This is a genomic window from Arachnia propionica (assembly GCF_037055325.1).
Taxonomy (GTDB): Bacteria; Actinomycetota; Actinomycetes; order Propionibacteriales; family Propionibacteriaceae; genus Arachnia.
In genome coordinates this window covers 2,295,586-2,315,405 of the sequence record NZ_CP146373.1, presented here as the reverse complement: position 1 = coordinate 2,315,405, position 19,820 = coordinate 2,295,586, and the positions used below count along the sequence as shown (strand labels likewise).

At 65.2% G+C, this 19,820-nt stretch carries 24 protein-coding genes and 1 tRNA gene; 18 read left to right on the top strand and 7 right to left on the bottom strand.

Features of this window, described 5'->3' with window-relative positions; all coding sequences use genetic code 11:
• Positions 1-63: 63 nt before the first annotated feature.
• The 9 genes from V7R84_RS10780 (at position 64) to V7R84_RS10740 (ending at position 5,639) form a co-directional block, all read left to right on the top strand.
• A complete protein-coding gene (locus tag V7R84_RS10780; protein WP_338568834.1) occupies positions 64-492 on the top strand; it encodes a MaoC family dehydratase N-terminal domain-containing protein in 429 nt (142 codons plus the stop codon).
• A complete protein-coding gene (locus V7R84_RS10775; protein WP_338568831.1) occupies positions 485-898 on the top strand; it encodes a MaoC/PaaZ C-terminal domain-containing protein in 414 nt (137 codons plus the stop codon). Before V7R84_RS10780 ends, V7R84_RS10775 begins: the two co-directional genes overlap by 8 nt.
• The gene (locus V7R84_RS10770) at positions 891-1,913 is read left to right on the top strand and encodes a UDP-N-acetylmuramate dehydrogenase (RefSeq protein WP_338568828.1); all 1,023 of its coding nucleotides are present in this window, start codon (positions 891-893) and stop codon (positions 1,911-1,913) included. The genes V7R84_RS10775 and V7R84_RS10770 overlap by 8 nt, the downstream gene beginning before the upstream one ends.
• Positions 1,914-2,002: 89 nt before the next feature.
• Positions 2,003-2,075, top strand: a tRNA-Trp gene (locus tag V7R84_RS10765).
• Positions 2,076-2,150: 75 nt separating this feature from the next.
• A complete protein-coding gene (gene secE, locus V7R84_RS10760; protein WP_338568825.1) occupies positions 2,151-2,609 on the top strand; it encodes a preprotein translocase subunit SecE in 459 nt (152 codons plus the stop codon).
• Entirely contained in the window at positions 2,587-3,387 is an 801-nt protein-coding gene (nusG, locus tag V7R84_RS10755) for a transcription termination/antitermination protein NusG (protein ID WP_412728055.1), read from the top strand. The genes secE and nusG overlap by 23 nt, the downstream gene beginning before the upstream one ends.
• Before the next feature lie 96 nt (positions 3,388-3,483).
• A complete protein-coding gene (rplK, locus tag V7R84_RS10750; RefSeq protein WP_338568822.1) occupies positions 3,484-3,912 on the top strand; it encodes a 50S ribosomal protein L11 in 429 nt (142 codons plus the stop codon).
• Positions 3,913-3,997: 85 nt separating this feature from the next.
• Positions 3,998-4,696 (top strand): 50S ribosomal protein L1, encoded by a 699-nt coding sequence (rplA, locus tag V7R84_RS10745; RefSeq protein WP_338568821.1) that lies wholly within the window; start codon positions 3,998-4,000, stop codon positions 4,694-4,696.
• A gap of 178 nt (positions 4,697-4,874) precedes the next feature.
• Positions 4,875-5,639 carry a VOC family protein gene (locus V7R84_RS10740; RefSeq protein ID WP_338568819.1) on the top strand — a complete coding sequence of 255 codons (765 nt, stop codon included), beginning with the start codon at positions 4,875-4,877 and terminating at the stop codon, positions 5,637-5,639.
• A gap of 162 nt (positions 5,640-5,801) precedes the next feature.
• Here V7R84_RS10740 and V7R84_RS10735 read toward each other — a convergent pair whose 3' ends face one another.
• Entirely contained in the window at positions 5,802-6,047 is a 246-nt protein-coding gene (locus V7R84_RS10735; RefSeq protein ID WP_338573880.1) for a type B 50S ribosomal protein L31, read from the bottom strand.
• Positions 6,048-6,132: 85 nt separating this feature from the next.
• On the opposite strand from V7R84_RS10735, the gene rpmB reads away from it, so the two are divergent.
• The gene (gene rpmB, locus V7R84_RS10730; protein WP_338568815.1) at positions 6,133-6,369 is read left to right on the top strand and encodes a 50S ribosomal protein L28; all 237 of its coding nucleotides are present in this window, start codon (positions 6,133-6,135) and stop codon (positions 6,367-6,369) included.
• Between the two features lies 1 nt (position 6,370).
• Complete coding sequence (gene rpmG / locus V7R84_RS10725) at positions 6,371-6,538, top strand: 50S ribosomal protein L33 (protein ID WP_338568812.1); 168 nt, start codon at positions 6,371-6,373, stop codon at positions 6,536-6,538.
• Between the two features lie 153 nt (positions 6,539-6,691).
• Here rpmG and V7R84_RS10720 read toward each other — a convergent pair whose 3' ends face one another.
• The 3 genes from V7R84_RS10720 to V7R84_RS10710 form a co-directional block, all read right to left on the bottom strand.
• Positions 6,692-7,948 (bottom strand): ATP-binding protein, encoded by a 1,257-nt coding sequence (locus V7R84_RS10720; protein WP_338568810.1) that lies wholly within the window; start codon positions 7,946-7,948, stop codon positions 6,692-6,694.
• 201 nt (positions 7,949-8,149) lie between these two features.
• The gene (locus tag V7R84_RS10715; RefSeq protein ID WP_338568807.1) at positions 8,150-9,403 is read right to left on the bottom strand and encodes an ATP-binding protein; all 1,254 of its coding nucleotides are present in this window, start codon (positions 9,401-9,403) and stop codon (positions 8,150-8,152) included.
• Positions 9,404-9,550: 147 nt separating this feature from the next.
• Complete coding sequence (locus tag V7R84_RS10710; RefSeq protein WP_338568804.1) at positions 9,551-9,934, bottom strand: VOC family protein; 384 nt, start codon at positions 9,932-9,934, stop codon at positions 9,551-9,553.
• Positions 9,935-10,032: 98 nt separating this feature from the next.
• Between V7R84_RS10710 and V7R84_RS10705 the strand changes: the two genes are divergently transcribed.
• The 3 genes from V7R84_RS10705 to V7R84_RS10695 all read left to right on the top strand — a co-directional run bounded on the left by V7R84_RS10705 (position 10,033) and on the right by V7R84_RS10695 (position 12,240).
• Complete coding sequence (locus V7R84_RS10705; protein WP_338568802.1) at positions 10,033-11,001, top strand: helix-turn-helix transcriptional regulator; 969 nt, start codon at positions 10,033-10,035, stop codon at positions 10,999-11,001.
• A 423-nt stretch (positions 11,002-11,424) separates the two neighbouring features.
• Positions 11,425-11,763 carry an alcohol dehydrogenase catalytic domain-containing protein gene (locus V7R84_RS10700; RefSeq protein WP_338568799.1) on the top strand — a complete coding sequence of 113 codons (339 nt, stop codon included), beginning with the start codon at positions 11,425-11,427 and terminating at the stop codon, positions 11,761-11,763.
• 201 nt (positions 11,764-11,964) lie between these two features.
• Positions 11,965-12,240 carry a hypothetical protein gene (locus V7R84_RS10695; RefSeq protein WP_338568796.1) on the top strand — a complete coding sequence of 92 codons (276 nt, stop codon included), beginning with the start codon at positions 11,965-11,967 and terminating at the stop codon, positions 12,238-12,240.
• Positions 12,241-12,393: 153 nt separating this feature from the next.
• On the opposite strand, the gene V7R84_RS10690 is transcribed toward V7R84_RS10695, so the two are convergent.
• Positions 12,394-13,227 carry a DUF4261 domain-containing protein gene (locus V7R84_RS10690; RefSeq protein ID WP_338568794.1) on the bottom strand — a complete coding sequence of 278 codons (834 nt, stop codon included), beginning with the start codon at positions 13,225-13,227 and terminating at the stop codon, positions 12,394-12,396.
• A gap of 90 nt (positions 13,228-13,317) precedes the next feature.
• On the opposite strand from V7R84_RS10690, the gene V7R84_RS10685 reads away from it, so the two are divergent.
• Positions 13,318-14,133: a DUF4375 domain-containing protein gene (locus tag V7R84_RS10685; protein WP_338568792.1), complete on the top strand. Its 816-nt coding sequence runs from the start codon at positions 13,318-13,320 to the stop codon at positions 14,131-14,133.
• Positions 14,134-14,185: 52 nt separating this feature from the next.
• Here the strand turns inward: V7R84_RS10685 and V7R84_RS10680 are convergent, their stop codons facing one another.
• Together V7R84_RS10680 and V7R84_RS10675 are read right to left on the bottom strand one after the other, a co-directional pair.
• Positions 14,186-15,859 carry an ABC transporter ATP-binding protein gene (locus V7R84_RS10680; protein WP_338568790.1) on the bottom strand — a complete coding sequence of 558 codons (1,674 nt, stop codon included), beginning with the start codon at positions 15,857-15,859 and terminating at the stop codon, positions 14,186-14,188.
• On the bottom strand, positions 15,856-17,598 hold the full coding sequence (locus tag V7R84_RS10675) for an ABC transporter ATP-binding protein/permease (protein WP_412728121.1): 1,743 nt from the start codon (positions 17,596-17,598) through the stop codon (positions 15,856-15,858). Before V7R84_RS10675 ends, V7R84_RS10680 begins: the two co-directional genes overlap by 4 nt.
• Positions 17,599-18,030: 432 nt before the next feature.
• Here V7R84_RS10675 and rplJ point away from each other — a divergent pair, with 432 nt between their 5' ends.
• The 3 genes from rplJ (at position 18,031) to V7R84_RS10660 (ending at position 19,799) form a co-directional block, all read left to right on the top strand.
• Positions 18,031-18,642 carry a 50S ribosomal protein L10 gene (gene rplJ, locus V7R84_RS10670; RefSeq protein WP_338568787.1) on the top strand — a complete coding sequence of 204 codons (612 nt, stop codon included), beginning with the start codon at positions 18,031-18,033 and terminating at the stop codon, positions 18,640-18,642.
• Between the two features lie 74 nt (positions 18,643-18,716).
• Positions 18,717-19,115: a 50S ribosomal protein L7/L12 gene (gene rplL, locus V7R84_RS10665; protein ID WP_338568786.1), complete on the top strand. Its 399-nt coding sequence runs from the start codon at positions 18,717-18,719 to the stop codon at positions 19,113-19,115.
• 102 nt (positions 19,116-19,217) lie between these two features.
• Positions 19,218-19,799 (top strand): YdcF family protein, encoded by a 582-nt coding sequence (locus V7R84_RS10660; RefSeq protein WP_338568785.1) that lies wholly within the window; start codon positions 19,218-19,220, stop codon positions 19,797-19,799.
• Positions 19,800-19,820: the final 21 nt, after the last annotated feature.

Sequence of the window (19,820 nt, the reverse complement as noted above, 5' to 3'; positions counted from 1 at the left end):
CCTTTCGACGAGGGCCGCTTCCGCAAGGGGCGGCCCTCGCTGTTTTCCCGGTAGCCTTCCCCCATGCCGATTTCCGCCGAGCACGCGGGCCGGACCTATGCTCCGGCCCCCGCCTACTGCGTCAGCCGCGCAAAGATCGCAGAGTTCGCACGCGCCATCCAGGACGAGAACCCCGCCTACTTCGGTGACCATCCCATCGCTCCACCGACCTTCGCGGCCGTCATCGCAGCCCAGGCCTGGGGCGCTCTCTTCGATGACGAGGAGCTGGGCTTGGCCCTGCACCGCACCGTCCACGCCGACCAGACCTTCGACTTCCACCGTCCCCTGCGTGAGGGCGACGACGTGGTGGCCCGGCTCACCATCGAACGGGTCCGCAACCGCGGCAACCTGGACATGGTCACGATCCTGGTGGCGTTGACCGTCGACGACGAGGCGGTCTGCGACGCCCGTTCCACCCTGATGCACACCCGCGAGGAGGCCCCCCATGACTGAGCGCGAGATCCAGGTGGGGCAGGAACTCCCGGCCTTGGAGATCCGGGTCACCAGGTCGGTGGTGGTGCGCTACGCCGGTGCCTCCACGGATTTCAACGAGATTCACTTCTCCGACCGCCACGCCCGCGCCATCGGCCTGCCCGGGGTGCTTGCCCACGGCATGTGGACGATGGGTGCCGGGCTCGGCTTGGTCACCCGTTGGATCGGCGATCCGGCCCGCGTCGGGCGCTACTGCGTGAGGTTCACCCGTCCTGTGGTGGTTCCTGACACCGACGAGGGCACGCTGGTGCGTTTCACCGGGACCGTCGCCGCCGTCGCCGACGGGGTGGCCACCGTCAACCTGACCGCGACCTGCGGTGACGACGCGGTGCTGGGGGCCGCGAAGGTGGAGGTCCGCATTGACTGAGCCGCTCGCGAACCACACCACCTTCCGACTCGGCGGGCCCGCGCGGCGTTTCGTCGAGGCGAGGACCGAACAGCAGCTCATCGACACCGTCGCGGACTGCGACTCCCGTGGCGAACCGGTCCTGATCCTCGGCGGCGGCTCCAATGTTCTGATCGCCGACGAGGGCTTCGACGGCACCGTGGTCAAGGTCGCCACCCGAGGGGTTCGCACCGAGACCGCGGACTGTTCCGGGGCGCAGTTGGAGGTCGCCGCGGGGGAGACATGGGACCATCTCGTCGCCCGCGCCGTGGCCTCGCAGTGGTCCGGGTTGGAGGCCCTCTCCGGGATACCCGGGTCCGTGGGGGCCGTCCCGATTCAGAACGTCGGTGCCTACGGGGCCGAGGTGGTGACCCTCATCCAGCGGGTCCGCACCTGGGATCGCTCCGAGGGGCGTATCCGCAGCTTTGCGGCTGCCGAGTGTGGTTTCGGCTATCGCGACTCCCGCTTCAAACGCGAGAAGGGGCGTCACCTGGTGCTGCGTGTTGACTTCCAGCTGCCGCTCGGAGACCTGGGACAACCCATCCGCTACCCCGAACTGGCCCGTGCCCTCGGCGTCGAGGTGGGGCAGCGCGCTCCGGCAGTCCATGTGCGGGAGACTGTGCTCGCCATCCGACGGAGGAAGGGCATGGTTCTGGACGAGAACGACCACGACACCTGGTCCGCAGGATCTTTTTTCACCAACCCGATCCTCACCCCGGAGCAGGCTGCCTCCCTGCCCGCGGAGGCTCCCCGTTTTTCCGCAGATGGAGGGATCAAGACCAGCGCCGCCTGGCTGATCCAGCACGCCGGATTCCCCGCGGGTCACGGAACCGGCCCGGCGCGGTTGTCCACCCGGCACGTGCTGGCGCTCACCAACCGCGGGCACGCCACCACCGCCGACGTCCTCGATCTTGCCCGTGAGATCCGCGACGGGGTCCGGGAACGGTTCGGTATCACCCTGGCCCCCGAGGTAAACCTCGTCGGCGTGAGCATCTGAACAGAGATTTCGGACCTTGCCGGGGATGCGGTAGGGTAGGGGCTTGGCGAGGTTGGTCGCGCCTTCAGCAAGGTGCGTGACCGCGCCGAAGGGTAGTAGCTCAACTGGCAGAGCAGCGGTCTCCAAAACCGCAGGTTGGGGGTTCGAGTCCCTCCTGCCCTGCGAAGCACATGCTTCCAACGCCTGCCACCCAGTGGGTGGGCAGGCATTTCGTTTGTTGACCGAAAGGGACCGCGCGTGAGCGACGACAAGACTCGGCAGGACGGGGACGAGATCCCCGAGGCTGACCCCGTCGCCGACGACGAGGTGATCGCCGATCTGGAGGACCAGTTCGACGAGGAAGCCTCCGAGGACGGCGCGGAGGACGACGACACCGAGAAGGCCGACGAGAAGACGTCGAAGGTGGTGGCCCGCAAGACCGCGAAGGCCCCCGTGAAAAAAACGACGGCCACCAAGAAACGCACCAAGGGCGAGCGTGACGAGCACGATCCCTACAGGGCGAAGAACCCGGTGCAGTTCGTACGCCAGTCCGCGACTGAGCTCAAAAAGGTCGTGTGGCCCAGCTGGGGGGAACTCACGGTGCTGTTCTCGGCGGTCCTGCTGTTCGTGTTGTTCATAATTGCCTACGTCATGCTTCTCGACAACGGCTTCGGCTGGGCCCTGCTCAGCCTGTTTGGAGGAACCCCCAGTGAGTGAGAACACCGACGACTTCGAGATCGACCTGGGGGAGCTTCCCGCCTCCAGCGACGAGGTCGAGATCGACCTCGGCCCGCTCGACGAGGAGAACGAACCCCAGGAAGAGATCGCCCTCACCGACGAACCGGAGGATGACGAACCCGAGCACCCTGAAACCGACGACGCCACCGCCGAGGCCGTCGCGAAGCTCCGGGAGGAACTGGAGGCCAAGTTCGGCGAGTGGTACGTCATTCACACCTATTCGGGTATGGAGAATCGGGTCAAGCAGAACCTCGACTCCCGGGCCGCATCCCTGAACATGGAGGACTACATCTTTGAGACGATCGTTCCCACCGAGGAGGTCGTCGAAGTGCGCAACAACACCCGAAAGACCGTCACCCGCTGCGTGTTGCCCGGCTACGTGCTGGTGCGGATGGAGCTGACCGACGACTCGTGGGCGACGGTGCGCCACACCCCCTCCGTGACCGGTTTCGTCGGTCACGGCCAGACCCCCATCCCGCTCAGTCTGGACGAGGTGGTCAGCATGCTGACTCCTTCCGTCGTCGCGAAGGCGGCCTCCAAGGCCTCCGCCACAGTGGCGCGCGCGAAGAAGAAGGTGGAGATCGTCGATTTCGCGGTCGGCGACTCCGTGATGGTGACCGACGGCCCCTTCACCGGGGTGCACGCCACGATCACCGAGATCAGCGCCAACCAGCAGCGGTTCCGGGCTCTCGTCGAGATCCTCGGCCGTGAGACCCCCGTCGACCTGGAATTCAAGCAGGTCGAGAAGGTCGGTTAGGTTCCCGCCCTTCCGGGACCCTACAATGGCGCGTTGCGTCGCGATCCGGGTGCGCCCGGCGTGACCGTTCCAAATCTAAACCCATAAGGACCCAACATGCCTCCCAAGAAGAAGGTTGCAGCCCTCGTCAAGGTTGCCCTGCAGGCCGGCTCCGCCACCCCGGCGCCGCCGGTCGGCACCGCCCTCGGCCCGCACGGCGTCAACATCATGGAATTCGTCAAGGCGTACAACGCGGCGACGGAGTCCCAGCGCGGTAACGTCATCCCCGTTGAGATCACCATCTACGAGGATCGCACGTTCACCTTCATCACGAAGACCCCGCCCGCTGCCGAGCTCATCAAGAAGGCCGCCGGAATCCAGTCGGGTTCAGACAACCCGCTGAAGAACAAGGTGGGCAAGCTCACCAAGGACCAAGTTCGCGAGATCGCCACGATGAAACTGCCGGACCTCAACGCCAACGACGTCGAGGCTGCCTGCAAGATCGTGGAGGGCACCGCCCGCTCCATGGGCGTCACCGTCGAGTGACACACCCCCCTGGCAGGGAGATCACTCCCGCACCAGAACTGGTGGATCAGCCCGCGAGGCTGACGACAAAGAACGGAACCAGAAAATGAAACACAGCAAGGCCTACAAGGCCGCCGCCGAGAAGCGCGGTGGTTCCCAGCTGCACACGCCCGAGGCGGCGATGAAGCTGGTCAAGGAAATGGCTTCGGCCAAGTTCGACGAGACCATCGAGGTCGCGGTGCGCCTCGGCGTCGATCCCCGCAAGGCGGATCAGATGGTGCGCGGCACGGTCAACCTTCCCAACGGCACTGGCAAGACGGCTCGGGTCCTCGTCTTTGCCTCCGGTGAGAAGGCAGAAGCCGCGATCGCAGCGGGAGCCGATGAGGTCGGCGTCGACGATCTCGTCGAGAAGATCTCCGGCGGCTACCTGGACTTCGATGCGGTCGTCGCCACCCCCGACATGATGGGCAAGGTCGGCCGGCTGGGTCGTGTCCTCGGCCCGCGCGGCCTGATGCCGAACCCGAAGACCGGCACCGTCACCATGGATGTGGCCAAGGCAGTCTCCGACATCAAAGGCGGCAAGATCGAGTTCCGCGTGGACCGGCACGCCAACCTGCAGTTCATCATCGGCAAGGCCTCGTTCACCGAGCAGCAGCTTGTCGAGAACTACTTTGCGGCGCTGGAGGAGATCCTGCGTCTCAAGCCCGCCGCGTCGAAGGGCCGCTACGTGAAGAAGGTCGCGATCTCCGCGACCATGTCGCCCAGCGTCCTGGTCGACGGCACGATCACCAAACCGGTTGAGTGAACCATTGACGACGAAGGGGCGGGCACCATTCGGTGTCCGCCCCTTCGCCGTCGTCTGAGTAAGGAATGGGCGAGCAGGGTCGCTCGCCATCCAGCGCCGGTGACCGGGGCCGTTCAGCCTTTGCCGATGAAGCTATGGTGTGAGCCAGTGCGTCGAATCGTTGGGGCAAGGAGACACCATGACTGAAACGGTGAACAAGATTCTTCCCGGGCAGCCCTGCTGGATCGAGCTGTACACGGCAGAACCGGAGACATCCGCTGAGTTCTACCACGAACTGTTTGGTTGGAGCATCGAGAAGGGCGATCCTGACTCACCGCTCGCGAACGTCATTTCGCTGTCGGAGAACATGATCGGGACCATTGAGCCACTGTCCAAAGAGGCACCATATTCGGGTTGGCTCGTCTGTCTGACGATGTCGGATATGAGTGATTTTGCGTACAAGGTGGAGGCAGCTGGAGGCGACGTCATCATCGCCCCGGTTCGGGTGGACGAAGCAATGGTCTATGCCGTTGTTGAGGATCCCGACGGGTCGCGTGTCGGAGCGCTGCACGATCCCGCCTTCACTGGTTCCTCCTCCGTGTCTGTTGCGGGCATGCCTGTGTGGTACGACGTGATGAGCAGGAATTTCGAGCGGTGCGTGGCGTTCTATGGTGACGTGTTCGGCTGGGATCGGCACCCGATCGACGGTGACGAGGTGCCCTACATCACCAACGGTGAAGGTGACAATGCGGTCTGCGGCATCGGTGAGATGAAGCATTGTGAGGGTCCAGTCGCGATTCCGGGCTGGCGGGTTCACATCGGTGTCACGAATGTCGACGAGGCGGTCGCGCAGGTGCTTCGGCTCGGGGGAGAGATTCTTTCGGAAGCGGCTGACACCCCGTGGGGCCGCATGGCCGAGGCCGCCGATCCTCACGGTGCGCGCTTTGTGCTCTTCCAGGTGTGAGTCCCTGGTGGGCTGCGCCGAGGCGTCGCCAGCTGTCCTGCCTGTGATGTGGGAAGGCGGTGGCCTGGGCGGTTCAGGGCCGAAAGCCCGGTTTGCCTCGTCGGGGCAGGTCCGGGCGATGTGTGAGTGCATGGTGGCCAGCCTGGGGTGCGGGTATCAGGGTCAGATCTTCCCGTAGCGCTGCTGGAATTTTTCGACGCGTCCCGTGACGCTGAGTCTGCGCGCCTTGCCCGTGTAGAAGGGGTGGCTGTCGGCGGTGATCTCCACATCGACCAGGGGGTAGGTGTTCCCGTCGCTCCACTCGATCGTCTGCGTAGAGGTCATCGTCGAACGGGTCAGGTACATGGTTCGGGTGGTGATGTCGCGGAAGACGACGGGGTGGTAGTCGGGATGGATGCCTGGTTTCATCATGGGCCTTCCGAGGGTCGGGTTGGAACTTCAATTGCGACTCATTATCATTATCGGCGAATGTTCGTGCAACCCGAGGAGTCCCATGTCACGTCACTGTCAGGTCACGGGGGCCGTGCCCGGTTTCGGGCACAACGTCCCCTGGTCGAAGAAAAAGACCAATCGTCGCTTCAACGTCAACGTCCAGACAAAGCGTTACTGGGTGCCGTCGCTGGGACGAAGGGTCAAGCTCACAGTTTCTGCGAAGGGCATCAAGGTGATTGATGCCCGGGGCATCGATGCGGTGGTCGCGGACCTCATTGCCCAGGGAAGGAAGCTCTGAGATGGCCAAGAAGAATGACCTGCGACCGCTGATCAAACTGCGCTCCACCGCGGGAACCGGCTATACCTACGTGACTCGGAAGAACCGCCGCAACGATCCCGACCGGCTCTCGCTGCGCAAGTATGATCCCACCATCCGGCGCCATGTCGAGTTCAAGGAGACTCGCTGACGGCCCGGCCCTTAGGGCCGCCCAGAACGAACGGCGCAGGCGGATCGCTGCCCAGCAGGGGAGAAACGGGTCGCGCTCAAGACCGTGATTGCCGGTCCCGCCGCCGGACCCTGGCATCGTGACGTGCTGTTTCCCGTTCCCCTGCGCAGGGTTTCAGCTCCACAGGGCCGAGAGAGGCAGCGCCCACAGATCGTCGCCGAAGCTGGCGGGTCGGTCAATGGGCGCGAGAACCACGCCCCTTGTCAGGCGGGGACCGAGTTTTTCCTTCAGGAATCGCAGCCCGGCGAGGTGGGAGCCCGTGACGGTTCGGCTGGCCTTGACCTCGATCGCGATCAGTCGCGAATCGTCGACCTCCAGGATGAAATCGACCTCCTTCTGGTTGCGGTCACGGTAGTGGTGCATGCGGTATCGGCTCCTGCTCCACTGCTGCTGGGCGTGCAGCTCGCCGGCGACGAACCCCTCCGTCAGGGCCCCGAGCTGCTGCACCCCGTGTGGGATCGTGGTCAGGGCGGTCGGGGAGGCATCGCATAACCATGCGGCCAGCCCGGAGTCCAGCACGGAGACCTTCGCCCGCCCGATTTCTCGTTTCGTGAGGTTGGTCTCCCACGGCCTCACGCGCAGGGTGAGGAACAGCCTGGCCAGCACGTCCAGGTAACTCGTCACCGACGATGCCGCGAGTCCCGCCTCCTGGGCCAGACGCGCCTTGACCAGTTCGCCGGACTGGTGGGCGGCGAGCAGCTGGAGCACCGTGAGTAGGCGCTCAGGGGCGAGGCGGGAACCGTCAGCGAGGGCGTCGACGCGGACCAGCCGCTCGACGTAGTTGCGGTACCATTCCGCCCGCAGTCGTGGTATGGCGTTGTGAACCGCAGGGAAACCACCTGCCGTCAGAAGATGCGCGAGGCCGGTGTGGGTCAGTGGCTCAGCGGAAGCCGGAAGGTCGTGAACTCCCGTTGCCCCGAGCAGCCTGTCAACCAGTGTTCCCGACGCAGTTGTGTCCCGGACCTCGGCCTGGGTCAGCGGGCACACGGTCACCGACAGCGCGCGTCCGGCGAGTGAATCTTTGTCACCACGTACCCGCGCGAAATCCGATGATCCCGTGAGGATGAAACGACCGGGTCGACGATCGGCGTCAACGTTGGCCTTGATCGCCAGCGACAACGAAGGCAGGCGCTGGAACTCATCGATGATGAGGACGCCATCACCTGCCTGAGCGGCGAATCCCACCGGATCGTTCCTGGCGTAGTCCAAGGTCTGGGGATCGTCGAGGTTCACCGTGATGGCGTTTGGCCGCAACATCCGCGCCAGAGTTGACTTGCCCGTCTGTCTGGCCCCTTCTACGACCAGGACCGGACTGAAGCCGAGGAGTTCCTCAGCCCATGACTGGATGGCTCGTTCAATCAGCCGCGACATGGAGAAAGCCTATCCAAGAGACGGCGAAACCGCAGATTTGCTGTGACGCAGATCGTCGTTTCGCTGTGATCGATCCCGCAGGTTTGCTGGCCTTTGTGCAACGCTTCGGCAGGCTCGCCGGTGGCTGGCAAGAAATGTGCCCGGCGTCGTGATCGAGGGAGGTTGGGCAGGTGCTCGGGACGTAGGCGTGATGCGGTGTGCCTACGGCCCGAGCAGCGCAAGGGGGATCACCGCCACGCCGTCTCTCCGCCGGTAGGCGGTGGTTCCCGTTGTGAGAATCACCAGGTCGGCCACGTCCTGGGGCAGGCGGGAGCCCAGCCAGACGAGGTGCTGAACATCCGGGTCCGTCACCGAGGCGGCCAGTTTCACCTCGATGGCGACGATGCGCCCGTCGCGGGTCTCGGCTATCAGGTCGATCTCGTGATCGCCGTTGCGGGTGCGCAGATGGCCCACGCGGGCCCGTGCCGCCTCGGCGGCCACCCGCACGGTGAGGGTGGCGAGGGCCTCGAACAAGGGGCCGGCGAGGTGGGAATGGCGAGGGGTGGTCATGGAGGAGGCGGTCGCGCCCAGCAGCGAGGCCGCCAGGGCGGGATCGGCCAGTTGGTGTTTCGGCGCCTGCTGCAATCTGGTGAAGGGGTTGCGGCTGGGGCTCCAACCAGGAACCGGGTCGAGCAGCCAGAGCTGGGTGAGGTGATCACGGTAGGTCTGGGTGGTGTCCCGGGTCGGTTGTTGGCCGTCGCCGCAGGTAGTGGTGTCAAGAAGCTTGGAGTAGCTGGTGGTGGTCGAGGATGCGGCGGCGTATGCCGCGAGCCAGCGGCGCAGTGTTTCGGGCCGGCGCACGCCATAGCCCAGATCCAGCAGGTCACGATCAATCACGCGCTGGATGTAGGTGGCGAGTTGTTCGGTTCGCAGGTCGGGACCAAGACCCATGATGCCGGGAAACCCGCTTGCCGCGATGGCGTCCAGATAGTCCGCCAGGCAGTACGACGTGTGGCCTTCGATCTCGGCCGAGCAGGGTGGTTCTGCCGCCAGCAGGGAGGTGAGTGAGACGGTGGGGATGAGCTGCCCACGTTCGTGGAGGGCCATGGGGCGCATGCGCAGCGACAGGATGCGCCCTGCGCCGCTGTGGGTTCCCTGCGCCGTGGCGGGGGTGGCGGATCCAGTGAGCAGGAAACTGCCCGGACCTGCTTCGTTGTCCACCTCCCTGCGCACGAGATCCCAGACTTCGGGCATCCGGGACCATTCATCGAGCAGCGTCGTTCCCGGCCGGCGGATTCCGTCGGGATCGGCCTCGACGAGGGCGCGTTGGTCTGGGCGATCCAAGAGGAAAACCTTCGTGGCACGCTGAAGCGCCGTGCCGGTCTTCCCGACCCCTTTCGCCCCGTCCAGCGCAATGGCGGGCGCTTGGGGGAGGAACGTGTCCAGCAGCTCGTCCACGGTGCGCCGAAGATACATGACCACCCTTACTCGACATCCAGCAGGTGATCTAATCGACATTCAGCAGGATGAATGTCCTTTTGATGCGTGATGCTGGGCAGCTGGAGGCGTATCGGGGTACGTCAGCTCAAGTCGGAGGATGGTTCGTGGGGTGTAGTGACGCCGTCACAGGCTCGTCGTGTCGGTGGCGCAGACGCGGAGGCGATGCCCGTCGGGATCGGTGGCGACGAAGGTGTAGCCGAAGGCGAGCTCGGTGGGTTCTAGGGCCATGGGGAAGCCGAGCTCGCTCCAGGATCGGTGAAGGCGGTCGACGTCATCGCGGGTGGCGTTGCTCATGGAAAGTTCGACGCTGCCCGGGGTACCCACGGCCTCCGGATCGATGCCGTCGCGGGCCTGCAGGCCGAGGGTGACATCCTCGGTCAGGGCGAAAACCGCGAAGCCCTCGAAGGTTTCGACGGGTTCCTCGCCGAGGGCCCGGCGATAGAACGCAGTGCTGGTATTCACGTCCTCGACGTAGAGGATGACGCTGGTCGGGGTGAAGATCGTCATGAGAGATTTCCTTGTCGCTCGGGATCCGGTTTGTCGCCTGAGAAGGTACGGGCCGTTGGTGACATCTCCTGTCATGTTCGTGTGACAGTCTCGGATTCATGAGGGCGGATCGGTTGTTGTCGATGATCTGGTTGTTGCGTGCCCACGGCGGTCTCTCGACCGGGGAACTGGCGCGACGACTGGAGGTCTCGCGCCGCACGATTCTGCGGGACGTGGAGGCGCTGTCGGCTGCCGGGGTCCCGGTGTACTGCCAGCGCGGTCCCGGGGGAGGGGTCAGGTTGCTATCGGGGTATCGCACCGATGTGACCGCGTTGAGCGGGGATGAGAGCCGGGCGCTGTTCGCGGCGCTCTCGTCGTGGGGTGCTGACGCGATGGGATTGAGTGCAGCCTTTGTTTCGGGGGTTCGCAAGCTGCTCGCCGCTGTCCCGGATGCCCATCGCAACCGGACGGCGGCCGCGGCGTCGCGGATCGTGATTGACCCGAACGGCTGGCTGCCCCAACCTGATGCCCTGCAACCCGGGGAGGCGTTCGCGACGGTGCAGGCAGCCGTGTTCGCGCGGAAGAAGGCGCGTCTCGATTACCGGTCGCCCCGGGCGGTCGTGCAGGATCTGGTGGTGGAGCCGCACGGGCTGGTGAGCGCGGGCAGCGACTGGTACCTGTGCGCAACCAGCGACGAGCGTATGCGGTTCCTCAAGGTGGCTCGCATTCGGACCGCCACCCTGCTCGCAACGCCCTGCGCGGACGATGCGGTGGATGTTGCCGCGGCCTGGAAGCGGCATCGTGCCCGCTTCTTCGAGCGGTTCACCCCGGTGGTCGTGACCGGGTGGCTCCGGGCGGATCGGTGGGAGGATGCCCGGGAGTGGGCCATCCGTGTCGACGAAACCGAACTGGGCGACGATCCGCCCGCGGGGAAGTGGCGTCCCGCGCGTCTGGAGTTCATGGACGATCTCCACGCGCTCACGATCCTGCTTCGCCTTGGCCCTGGCGTCCGCGTCGAGGCGCCGACCGAGATCAGGACCAGGCTGCTGACCCACCTGGACCGGATCACTGAACTCTACCATCGCTGAGCCACCCGTGAGATGTCCGTGCCGGGGCCTTGTCTCGTGGGTTGCTCACAGTGTCCCGGGAGAAAAAGTTTCTTGCTTTCCGACCTGGATCCCGGCCCAAATCCGATCGGGAAATATGACGTGAAAGGTTACCGCCAAAGAACCACGCTGTAATGATTGAAGCGGAGGTGGCCCGACGAAAAGTGGTGCAGGCGGCTGGGCGGCATAGTCGTCGGACCAGTGAGGTGATCTCTTGTTTGAGAAAGCAAACACCGGATCGTTCGAACCCAGTGCAAGAAGGCAAAGTGAAGGGTTACGCGATGCTCAGGATCGGCGAGGCTGGATGGATTGAGAAGGAGGACCCGAAGTGCGGGCCGATGGACGCGATCTGCCGTCCGATCGCCCTGGCTCCGTGCTCCTCTGACATCCACACCGTCTACGAGGGTGGCGTGGGAACGCCACAACATGATGCTCGGCCACGAGGCGGTCGGTGAGGTCGTTGAAGTGGGATCCATGGTCGAGGACTTCAAGGTTGGCGACCAGGTGATCATCCCCGCCATCACCCCCGACTGGTCCTCGGCGGCCGCCCAGGAGACCTACGCCATGCACTCCGGCGTTCCGCTCGACGGCTGGAAGTTCTCCAACATCACAGGACGGCGTCTTCGCCGAACTGATCCACGTCAACGACGCCGACGGCAACCTGGCCCACCTGCCGGAGGGGATCTCCCCCGAGGTCGGCGCGATGCTATCCGACATCGTCACCACCGGGCTTCACGGGGCTAAGCTCGCCAACATCGAACCCGGTGACGTCGTAGTAATCATCGGAATCGATTCGGTGAGCTGATTTCCGTGGCCAGTGCGTCCGTTCTCGGTGCGGGCTGCCTGTTCGCCGTCGGCTCGCGCTCCAAGCGCATCGAGGTCGCCTAGGAATACGGCGCAATTGACATCATCAACTACCGCGAGGGCGGGATCGTTGAACAAATCATGGAGGCAACCAAGGGCCAGGGCATCAACCGGGTCATCGTCGCCGGGGGAGACCTGGGCACCTTCCAGCGGACCTTTGACATCCTGAAGGTGGGCGGTCGGGTAGCGAACGTCAACTCTCTAGGAGAGGGCGAGAACATCAAGATCAGCCGCGAGGCGACCTTGGTGGGCATGGGCCACAAGCACTTCGTCGGCGGGTTGCCCCTGGTGGCCGTAACCGCGTGGACAGGATGGCCACCCTTGTCCGGGGTGGACGCATCCACCCCGAGAAGATGATCACTCACCGCTTCACCGGGATCGAGCACGTCGAGGACGGCGTGGAGCTCATGCGGACCAAACCGCGCGACCCTATCAAACCCGTCAGCCTGGTGTGAGGAACTCTCTCGACGAGGGGCTTACCGGAGCCCGTTGATCCGGGACAGTGGCTCGTCAGGGGGTGCGGTTTCCTGCGGCGTAGGGGGCCTCCGGGCAGATGTCTAGGACCTCCCGGTCGGGGCCGACCATGGCCTGCTCGTGCTGGCAGCGCCAGCGGCTCCCCTCCTGGATGCCCGGGACAGTGTGGCCATCGTCAATCACGTCGCCCTCGTGCATCACGTAGGTGCCGGTGTTATACAGCAGCCTCGCGATCTCGCCAGGATCGAGCCCTCGAAAATGGCACTGAAGATCGGGCACGCCGAAGATACCCAGACCACGGGTGTCCATCAGGGAATTGTCGTCGCTGTTGCTGATCCTGAACAACCGCACGTTGAAGAAACCGTAGTAGGTGTGGTCCTCGTGTTGGACCTCCAGCCAGTGCCGAGGTTCGAAGAAAGCGTCTGCCGCGCCGGAATACAGCGCGATGGGATTGGTGAGTTCCACCAGGGCCGAGGTGAGGGTGCGGAACAGCCGCAGTCGGTCCTCGAAGGCCAGGGAGCGGGCCAGGAATTCGAAGGTGGACAGGGTGTGACGGCCCCGAGGCAGTACGTCCTTGATGTCGGGGAAGTCCCAGCTCTGCTGGAGCGCCGTCTCGTAGGCGGAAAGGTCGGGGGAGTCTTTGGACGTGGCGAGGAAGGTCTGTGCCGGGACCCCTGACCGGTCCTCGTAGTCGAAGCGGTGCTCAGTGAAGGCGAAAAAGGTGGGAGGCCCACCCTCGCCGATGACATCCGTGGGGCCGAACTCGCGGGACAGATACTCGCGCCAAGCATCCACGTCGATGACTGGTGGGGTGGCGTAGAAGCCTTCCATGACGAACGGGTCGGGTGGGAAGCGGAGGGAATCCTGCATGACTCCTTCCTAACAGACGAAGGGTTCCGGTGCGTGGCCCACCCTTCTGATTGAAACCGCTAGCATGCTGCTCCGATCGGAAGGAATCCCATGCTCGTCGACCACATTGTCGTATCCCAGGAGTCGATCAGGAACAGCGACGTGTACGCCGTCATCGAGTCCAACATCTCCGTGGTCAACTACCTGCTCGAAGAGGGCGCGGAGCCCGGTGAGCTGAGTCCTGATGCGCTCGGCTCCTACTACGTCGACTATTACTTGGCGGAGGTCATGAACGGAGGGATCTCGCAGTTCATGTTCAACTGCGGCGGCGATCACCAGGTCCTCGACCACATCACCCGCGCTCTCCCCCTGCTCGGTGCCACCGGGCACGCCGAGCTGTTCTCAGAGCTGCGGGCCAGGTGGGAGGCCAAGGATGCAGAGGAAAAACGGGCGTTCCTCGACGGGGGGCTCTTCGAGTCCGCGGATCCCTTCGAGCAATTTTCCGACAGGTTTTCCGAACTCAACGGCGCCGAGGATCTGATCGAGCTGAACTCCGCTTTCATCAGAAACCACCTCAACGTGGAGGCGATCTGGTTGGAACACCTGGAGGCTCACCTGGCCGGGATCATCCGGACCATCCCGGACTTGGCGGCCCGGCTCGCGGAACGGGAACGGTTCGCCGAGGAGAACAAACCCCGCTACGCCCGCATCATCGATGTCATCTGTGAGGAACAGGGAATGGAACTGGGGTGCATCACCGCCGGGGATCCGGGGTTCATCCACGAGGGCGAGGAACGGGTGGCCTGGCACTTCCTCGCCGGTCGGGGACATTACTCGATGGTGGACCTGGGGGAGCAGGCAGTGGTGTTTGACGATGGTGGCGAGGAGGTCGCCGTGGTCGACATCTCTCGGGTTCCGGCTGGGTGACGGGCTCCGTGGCTGGCAATCACGGCTGCTGAACGGGGACCGCGATCAGCGCTCACCGCGGTACGGTCCGGGAGGTAACCTTTCCCCGGTCGAACTCGAAGACCCGGTCCGCCGAGTCGAGGTGCTCTAGGCGGTGCGTGATCTCGATGACGGTCAACCCGGGGAGAGCGTGTTCCAGATTGGCCCGGATGCGGGCCTCCAGGTCGATGTTCAGGTTGGCCGTGAACTCGTCCAGCACCAGTACCCGCGGTTTCACTAGCAGTGCCCTGGCCAGGCAGAGGCGTTGCAGCTGCCCGCCCGAGAGCTCCCGCCCGTCGCGGCCCGTCCGGGTTGCGAGTTCTTGCGGCATGGCCCGTACCTCATCGGCCAGCTCGGCGACCGCCAGGGCATGCCACAGGTCTTCGTCGGTGGCATCGGGGGCACCCAGTCGCAGGTTTTCGGCGATGGTGGCATCCAGTACCTGCCCGCGCTGCGGCACCAGGACGATGGTGCGGCGCAGGGAGTCGAGGGTGTAGTCGCGCACGGAGATCCCATTGATCAGGATGTCACCGCCGGCCAACTCGTCGTAGCGGAGCAGCAGCTGCGCGGCCGTCGACTTGCCCGATCCGCTGGCGCCGACGAACACTGTCCATCTGCCCGCGTTCGCGGTCACCGAGATCCCCGACAGTGCAAGGTTGCCGGGCATGGCACCCGGGTAGTGGTAGTCGACGTCGCGCCACTCAATGCTCGGCGGTGCTTCTAGATGCAGCTCCTGTGGGCCGTCCGAAACCGTCTTGGGTGCGTGGCAGAGCCCCCAGAGTCGCCTGGCCGCGCTCAGCGAGTGATCGAGGTATCCGACGGCGTCCTGCACACCCCGCGGCCCCTCGAACAGGCGCAGCGACGCTGCGGCCAGAGCCGCCACCACCAGCGGATCGGTGTGTCCCGAGATTCCGGTCCACACGATCGAGGTCGCGGAGATCAGGGTCAGGGCCAGGTTCGCGCCGCGCCGCAGCCCTTTGAAGACCAGCGGCGGCATCGCGGCATCGCGCACCTGGGAGCCGAGTGTGTCGAGTTCCTCGATCCGGCTGCGCTGGTGGCCGTAGGAGAGGACCTCGTCGATTCCGTAGACGGAGTCGGTGGCGTGCGCGGTCAGCTGTCCACGCAGCCGCAGCCCTTCAGCGGTTGAGTGGAGCGACCGCCGCAGTCCCACGAAGGGCACCGCCAACAACGCGAGCGCGATGCAGACCGCTGGGATCGTGACCAGGTCCCAGCCGATCAGCGAACCCACCGTCGCTAGGGCGGCGATCGGCACCACGAAGGCCGATACCAAAGGTGCGAAGGTGTGGGCGTAGACCACCTCTATGCGGTCCACATCGCGGGTCAGGGTCGGCAGCAGGTCGCCGGAACGGTTCCGGAGCACCACAGCTGGTGCCTTCGGCCACAGCGACGCGAAGGCGTGACCCCGCAGCAATTCCAGGACCTTGAAGGCTACGTAGTGACCCGTGAACTGTTCCGCGTAGTGGGCCAGCGCCTTGGCCAGCGCGACCATCACTATCCAGAGCAGCAGCCCACCGACGGGATGGCCGGATGCGAAGGACGCCACCAGCAGGCCGGCCAGTCCGAACAGCACCAGTTCGAGCCCCAGGTTGACGCAGCGCAGCACGGAGGAAACCAGCAGCGGTGGATGGACCGGGCGGGTGATGCTGGTCAGCCAACGGATCAGTCCATAGGTGCTCGGGGTGTTCATCGGGCGACCGCCATGTCGAGGGGGAGCAGAACGCCGTCGCGCAGTTCGTGGGCCGCGTCGGCGATGGAGAGGAGGGAACGGCGATGGGTGACCACGAGCACCGTCCAGTCGGGGCCGATCTCGGCCAAGGCATCGATGATGGCCGCCTCCGAGACCACGTCAACCTGGCTGGTCGGTTCGTCCAGCAGGAGGATGCGGCGTCCCGACAGGAAGGCCCGGGCCAAGGACAGGCGCTGAGCCTGTCCTCCCGAGATCAGCTGCCCGCGCTCACCGACGTCGGAATTCAGGCCCTGCGGCATCCGCGCCACCTCATCGGCCACATGGGCGCGGCACAGGGCCTCCCACAGCTCCTCATCGGTGGCGCCGGGGTTTGCGATGCGCAAGTTGTCGGCGACGGTGCCCGAGAACAGCCACGTGGACTGTGCGACGCAGGCCGAGATGCGGCAGGCCTGCTCCGGTTCGAGTGCCCCCAGGTTCCGGCCGTCGAGCACGACCGCTCCCCGCTGGACAGGCAGAGTTCCGCGGAGCAGCGACAGCAGCGTCGATTTCCCCGCCCCGGAAGGACCCATGATCGCCACCTTGGCCCCGTACGGCACCTCGAGATCGAGACCGTTCAGGACGGGCCCGCGACCGTAGTCGTGGTGGACGTTTTGCAGGCTGATGGCGGATTCGGTCGGTGCGGCCCCGGAGGCTGCGGTGGGACGCTCGGCGGGGATGTGCGACAGCTGCTGGCCAATGGCGCGTTGCGAGGCCATCCCGCCCATGCCGATGTAGAAGAATCCGGCCACCTGCACCAGGGGCTCCAGCATCAGGGTCAGCAGCAAGGCCACCGAGAGGCCCTGCCCCGGCGTGATCGCACCCGCCGCGAGGCGGGAGCCGATCAGGTGCACGGACCAGCAGATCAGCAGCAACGAGAAAGCACCGTCGAGGACGATGATCACCACCTGGTTGCCCGCCAGCAACCGCATGATGGCCCGGCGGTTGGTCTCGCCCTGAGCGCGCAGCCGTTCCTCGGTCCGCCTGCCCGCGTTCAACAGGCGGATGGGGATCAGGTTGCGCAACGCATCCAGGTACTGCACGGCCAGGCGGCCGCGTTCCTTGCGGGAGGCCGCCGAGACCTTGCGGAACAAGCGCATGAATCCCCAGATTGCCAGGGGAACCAGGGGGCAGGCGGCCATGATCCCGAGACCGAGCAGCGGATCCAGGGAGGTGACGTAGGCCAGGGTGAGGAAAGGAATGGCCGACGCCGCGAGAGTCGCACCCAGGTAGACCTGGCGGTACTCGGACATGCGTTCCGCGTTGTCGGTCATCAGGGTCACCAGCTGGGCGGGGGAGGGAGCGCTCGTAGCGGTGGGGCGGCGGTGCCTGCGACCGTGCCGAGGTCGGGAGCTGGAGGTGGCGCGGGTCGGTGGTGTCGCGGAATCGTCGGCTGGGGCGGCGGGACGCACGGCGGCACGGAAATGGGCATCCAGCAGTCGGGCCCTGAGGCGGCGTTCCTCCTGGCGGGCCGACCAGCCGCCGAGGAGCACCTCAGCGAAGGCGCAGCACGCGGCCACCATGGCGGTCAACCCGGTCCACAGCCAGGTTGTCGTCTCCACGGGCTGCTCGTCGAGTGCTTTCCCCCAAGCCTGCCCGATGATCGCGAGGGTCGTTCCCGTGAATGCGGCGGATCCAATCCGGAGGGCGCCGACAAGCCACGTCGCACGCCCCCCAGATTTCGATAGGAATACGTTGCCCATTCCGTCTTTATTAGGCATGCTTAATCTCCTGCAACACAGTGTCTCAAAGATAGCCGGTGCGATTGCCCGTGCCAATACCCTCGAGTGTCCGGGGCTTCGGGATCGTATGGATGGGTTCCTGTGGGGTGAGTGCCCGTGGCTCAGCGAACCGGGTGCGTCGAGGCCGGGCGACGGACGTCCGGAATCTGCGGTCGGGCTGCCCGCTGATCGGCGCGGAGTCCGAAGACTGAATTTGTGAGCTGTCGGATTGTCACCTAGAATTCCTCGAGCCGAAGACCGCAGGTGACGCAAGTCTCAATTCCTCTCCGTGGGGAGCCCGCGCAGGTGACCGCAAGCCAGCAGGCGTCGTTCCTGCCCGCCCCGCGCCACCGGCGTCGGGGTTTCTTTCATTTCCTGGGGTCGATGGCGACAACAGTTATGGAAGGAGACCCAATGGCGAGGCCGGAAAAGGCTGCCAAGGTTTCGGAGCTGGGACAGAAGTTCACGGACTCCGCGGCCGTGGTGCTGACCGAGTACCGTGGTCTCACCGTCAAGGACCTGCAGGATCTGCGCAGGTCTCTCGGTGATGGTGCCACCTACGCCGTTGCGAAGAACACTCTGGCCCTGCTCGCGGCCAGGGAAGTGGGCATCGAGGGTATCGAATCGACGCTCGTCGGCCCCACAGCGTTTGCCTTCATCACCGGCGACATCGCCAAGGTGACCAAGGGGCTGCGCGACTTCGCGAAGGCACATCCGTTCCTGGTTATCAAGGGAGGCGTTCTTGAGGGCAAGTTCCTCGACGCCAAGGCGGTCCTCAAGCTTGCCGACCTCGAGTCCCGCGAGGTCCTGCTGTCCAAGATGGCTGGCGCCATGAAGGGCAGCCTCGCGAAGGCCGCCGGCACCCTGGCAGCTCCGCTGTCGAAGAGTGCCCGTCTGCTCGGTGCGCTACAGAGCGCTGCCGAGAAGAACCCGGACCTGATCGGTGGAGCCGGTTCGGCGCCGGCTGCCGAAACCACGAACGAGGACGCCGCTGCTGGCGACGTCACCCCGGCCGACGAGGCCTGAGCAGCAGCCGCTGCGGAAAAGAAATCCGTCGCAGCGTGACTGCTTGCGATGCTTGATCGAAAGGAACGCCCATCATGGCGAAGCTCACCAAGGAAGAACTCCTTGACGCCTTCAAGGAGATGACCCTCATCGAACTGTCCGAGTTCGTGAAACTGTTCGAGGACACCTTCGACGTCACCGCCGCTGCCCCGGTTGCCGCCGTGGTCCCCGGTGCCCCCGCCGCAGGCGGTGGCGATGCCGGTGCCGCCGAGGAAGCCGACTCTGGCAAGGTCGACGTCATCCTTGCCTCGGGTGGCGACAAGAAGATCGCCGTCATCAAGGAGGTGCGCGCCCTCACCAGCCTCGGCCTGAAGGAGGCCAAGGATCTGGTGGAGTCCGCCCCGAAGCCCGTTCTCGAGCAGGTCGAGAAGGACGTCGCGGAGAAGGCCAAGGCTGCCCTCGAGGCCGCCGGTGGTTCCGTCGAGCTCAAGTGATTTCTGCCTCGACGGCACTGCATTTTCGAATGGCTCACCCCAACGGGGTGGGCCATTCGTCTTTGAAGGAACCCGATGGGGCGGGCTGTATCGTCGGAGGGCATGGTGCGACATCGGAGGTTGATGGGGTTCGGATTGCTGGCCTGGGGCGTCGCCGAACTGGTGGAGGCCCTTGCGGCGCAGCTGCTGACTGCGTCCCCGGAAGGAGCGGTGACGGTCGTGTTGCCCGGTTTTCGCAACCGGAACCCGGCGCGGGCCAATGTCGTCAATTGCTGGCGGGCTCGAGTGGCGGTCAGGACAGCCCGTCGCTACGGGTCGGGAAGTCGGATCCTGGCCTGCGGAGGCGATCCGGCGGGCGCGGGGGTGTCAGAGGCTGCACTGCTCTCCAGGGAGGTGCGCCGCCTCGGGTTCGCCGGTGAGGTGATCCTGGAGCAGAAATCGCGTACCACGGTGGAGAATGCCCGCTGCGTGGCGCCGATGCTCACCGGCGCGGGGCGAGTAGCCGTGGCCTCGAATCCGCTGCACGGGCTGAAGCTGCGCGTCTTGCTAGGGCGTTGCGATTCCACGCTGAGGAGGAGGTTCGTCGCTTCCAGTGACTACAGAGTGGGGGAGATCGGGCCGCTGAGGCTGTTGACCGCCGTCGTCGGGTTCCATGACCTGTTGCGTGCCTGGCCTCGGCGATGATGTCGCAATCCATGTCCCATG

Bases quoted from the DNA above. Each gene is read 5' to 3' on its own strand.
- V7R84_RS10780 (WP_338568834.1), top strand. From the start codon at position 64: ATGCCGATTTCCGCCGAGCACGCGGGCCGGACCTATGCTCCGGCCCCC.
- V7R84_RS10775 (WP_338568831.1), top strand. From the start codon at position 485: ATGACTGAGCGCGAGATCCAGGTGGGGCAGGAACTCCCGGCCTTGGAG.
- rplK (WP_338568822.1), top strand. From the start codon at position 3,484: ATGCCTCCCAAGAAGAAGGTTGCAGCCCTCGTCAAGGTTGCCCTGCAG.
- rplA (WP_338568821.1), top strand. From the start codon at position 3,998: ATGAAACACAGCAAGGCCTACAAGGCCGCCGCCGAGAAGCGCGGTGGT.
- V7R84_RS10740 (WP_338568819.1), top strand. From the start codon at position 4,875: ATGACTGAAACGGTGAACAAGATTCTTCCCGGGCAGCCCTGCTGGATC.
- V7R84_RS10735 (WP_338573880.1), bottom strand. From the start codon at position 6,047: ATGAAACCAGGCATCCATCCCGACTACCACCCCGTCGTCTTCCGCGAC.
- rpmB (WP_338568815.1), top strand. From the start codon at position 6,133: ATGTCACGTCACTGTCAGGTCACGGGGGCCGTGCCCGGTTTCGGGCAC.
- rpmG (WP_338568812.1), top strand. From the start codon at position 6,371: ATGGCCAAGAAGAATGACCTGCGACCGCTGATCAAACTGCGCTCCACC.
- V7R84_RS10720 (WP_338568810.1), bottom strand. From the start codon at position 7,948: ATGTCGCGGCTGATTGAACGAGCCATCCAGTCATGGGCTGAGGAACTC.
- V7R84_RS10715 (WP_338568807.1), bottom strand. From the start codon at position 9,403: ATGTATCTTCGGCGCACCGTGGACGAGCTGCTGGACACGTTCCTCCCC.
- V7R84_RS10710 (WP_338568804.1), bottom strand. From the start codon at position 9,934: ATGACGATCTTCACCCCGACCAGCGTCATCCTCTACGTCGAGGACGTG.
- V7R84_RS10705 (WP_338568802.1), top strand. From the start codon at position 10,033: ATGAGGGCGGATCGGTTGTTGTCGATGATCTGGTTGTTGCGTGCCCAC.
- V7R84_RS10695 (WP_338568796.1), top strand. From the start codon at position 11,965: ATGGAGGCAACCAAGGGCCAGGGCATCAACCGGGTCATCGTCGCCGGG.
- V7R84_RS10690 (WP_338568794.1), bottom strand. From the start codon at position 13,227: ATGCAGGATTCCCTCCGCTTCCCACCCGACCCGTTCGTCATGGAAGGC.
- V7R84_RS10685 (WP_338568792.1), top strand. From the start codon at position 13,318: ATGCTCGTCGACCACATTGTCGTATCCCAGGAGTCGATCAGGAACAGC.
- V7R84_RS10680 (WP_338568790.1), bottom strand. From the start codon at position 15,859: ATGAACACCCCGAGCACCTATGGACTGATCCGTTGGCTGACCAGCATC.
- V7R84_RS10675 (WP_412728121.1), bottom strand. From the start codon at position 17,598: ATGGGCAACGTATTCCTATCGAAATCTGGGGGGCGTGCGACGTGGCTT.
- rplJ (WP_338568787.1), top strand. From the start codon at position 18,031: ATGGCGAGGCCGGAAAAGGCTGCCAAGGTTTCGGAGCTGGGACAGAAG.
- rplL (WP_338568786.1), top strand. From the start codon at position 18,717: ATGGCGAAGCTCACCAAGGAAGAACTCCTTGACGCCTTCAAGGAGATG.
- V7R84_RS10660 (WP_338568785.1), top strand. From the start codon at position 19,218: ATGGTGCGACATCGGAGGTTGATGGGGTTCGGATTGCTGGCCTGGGGC.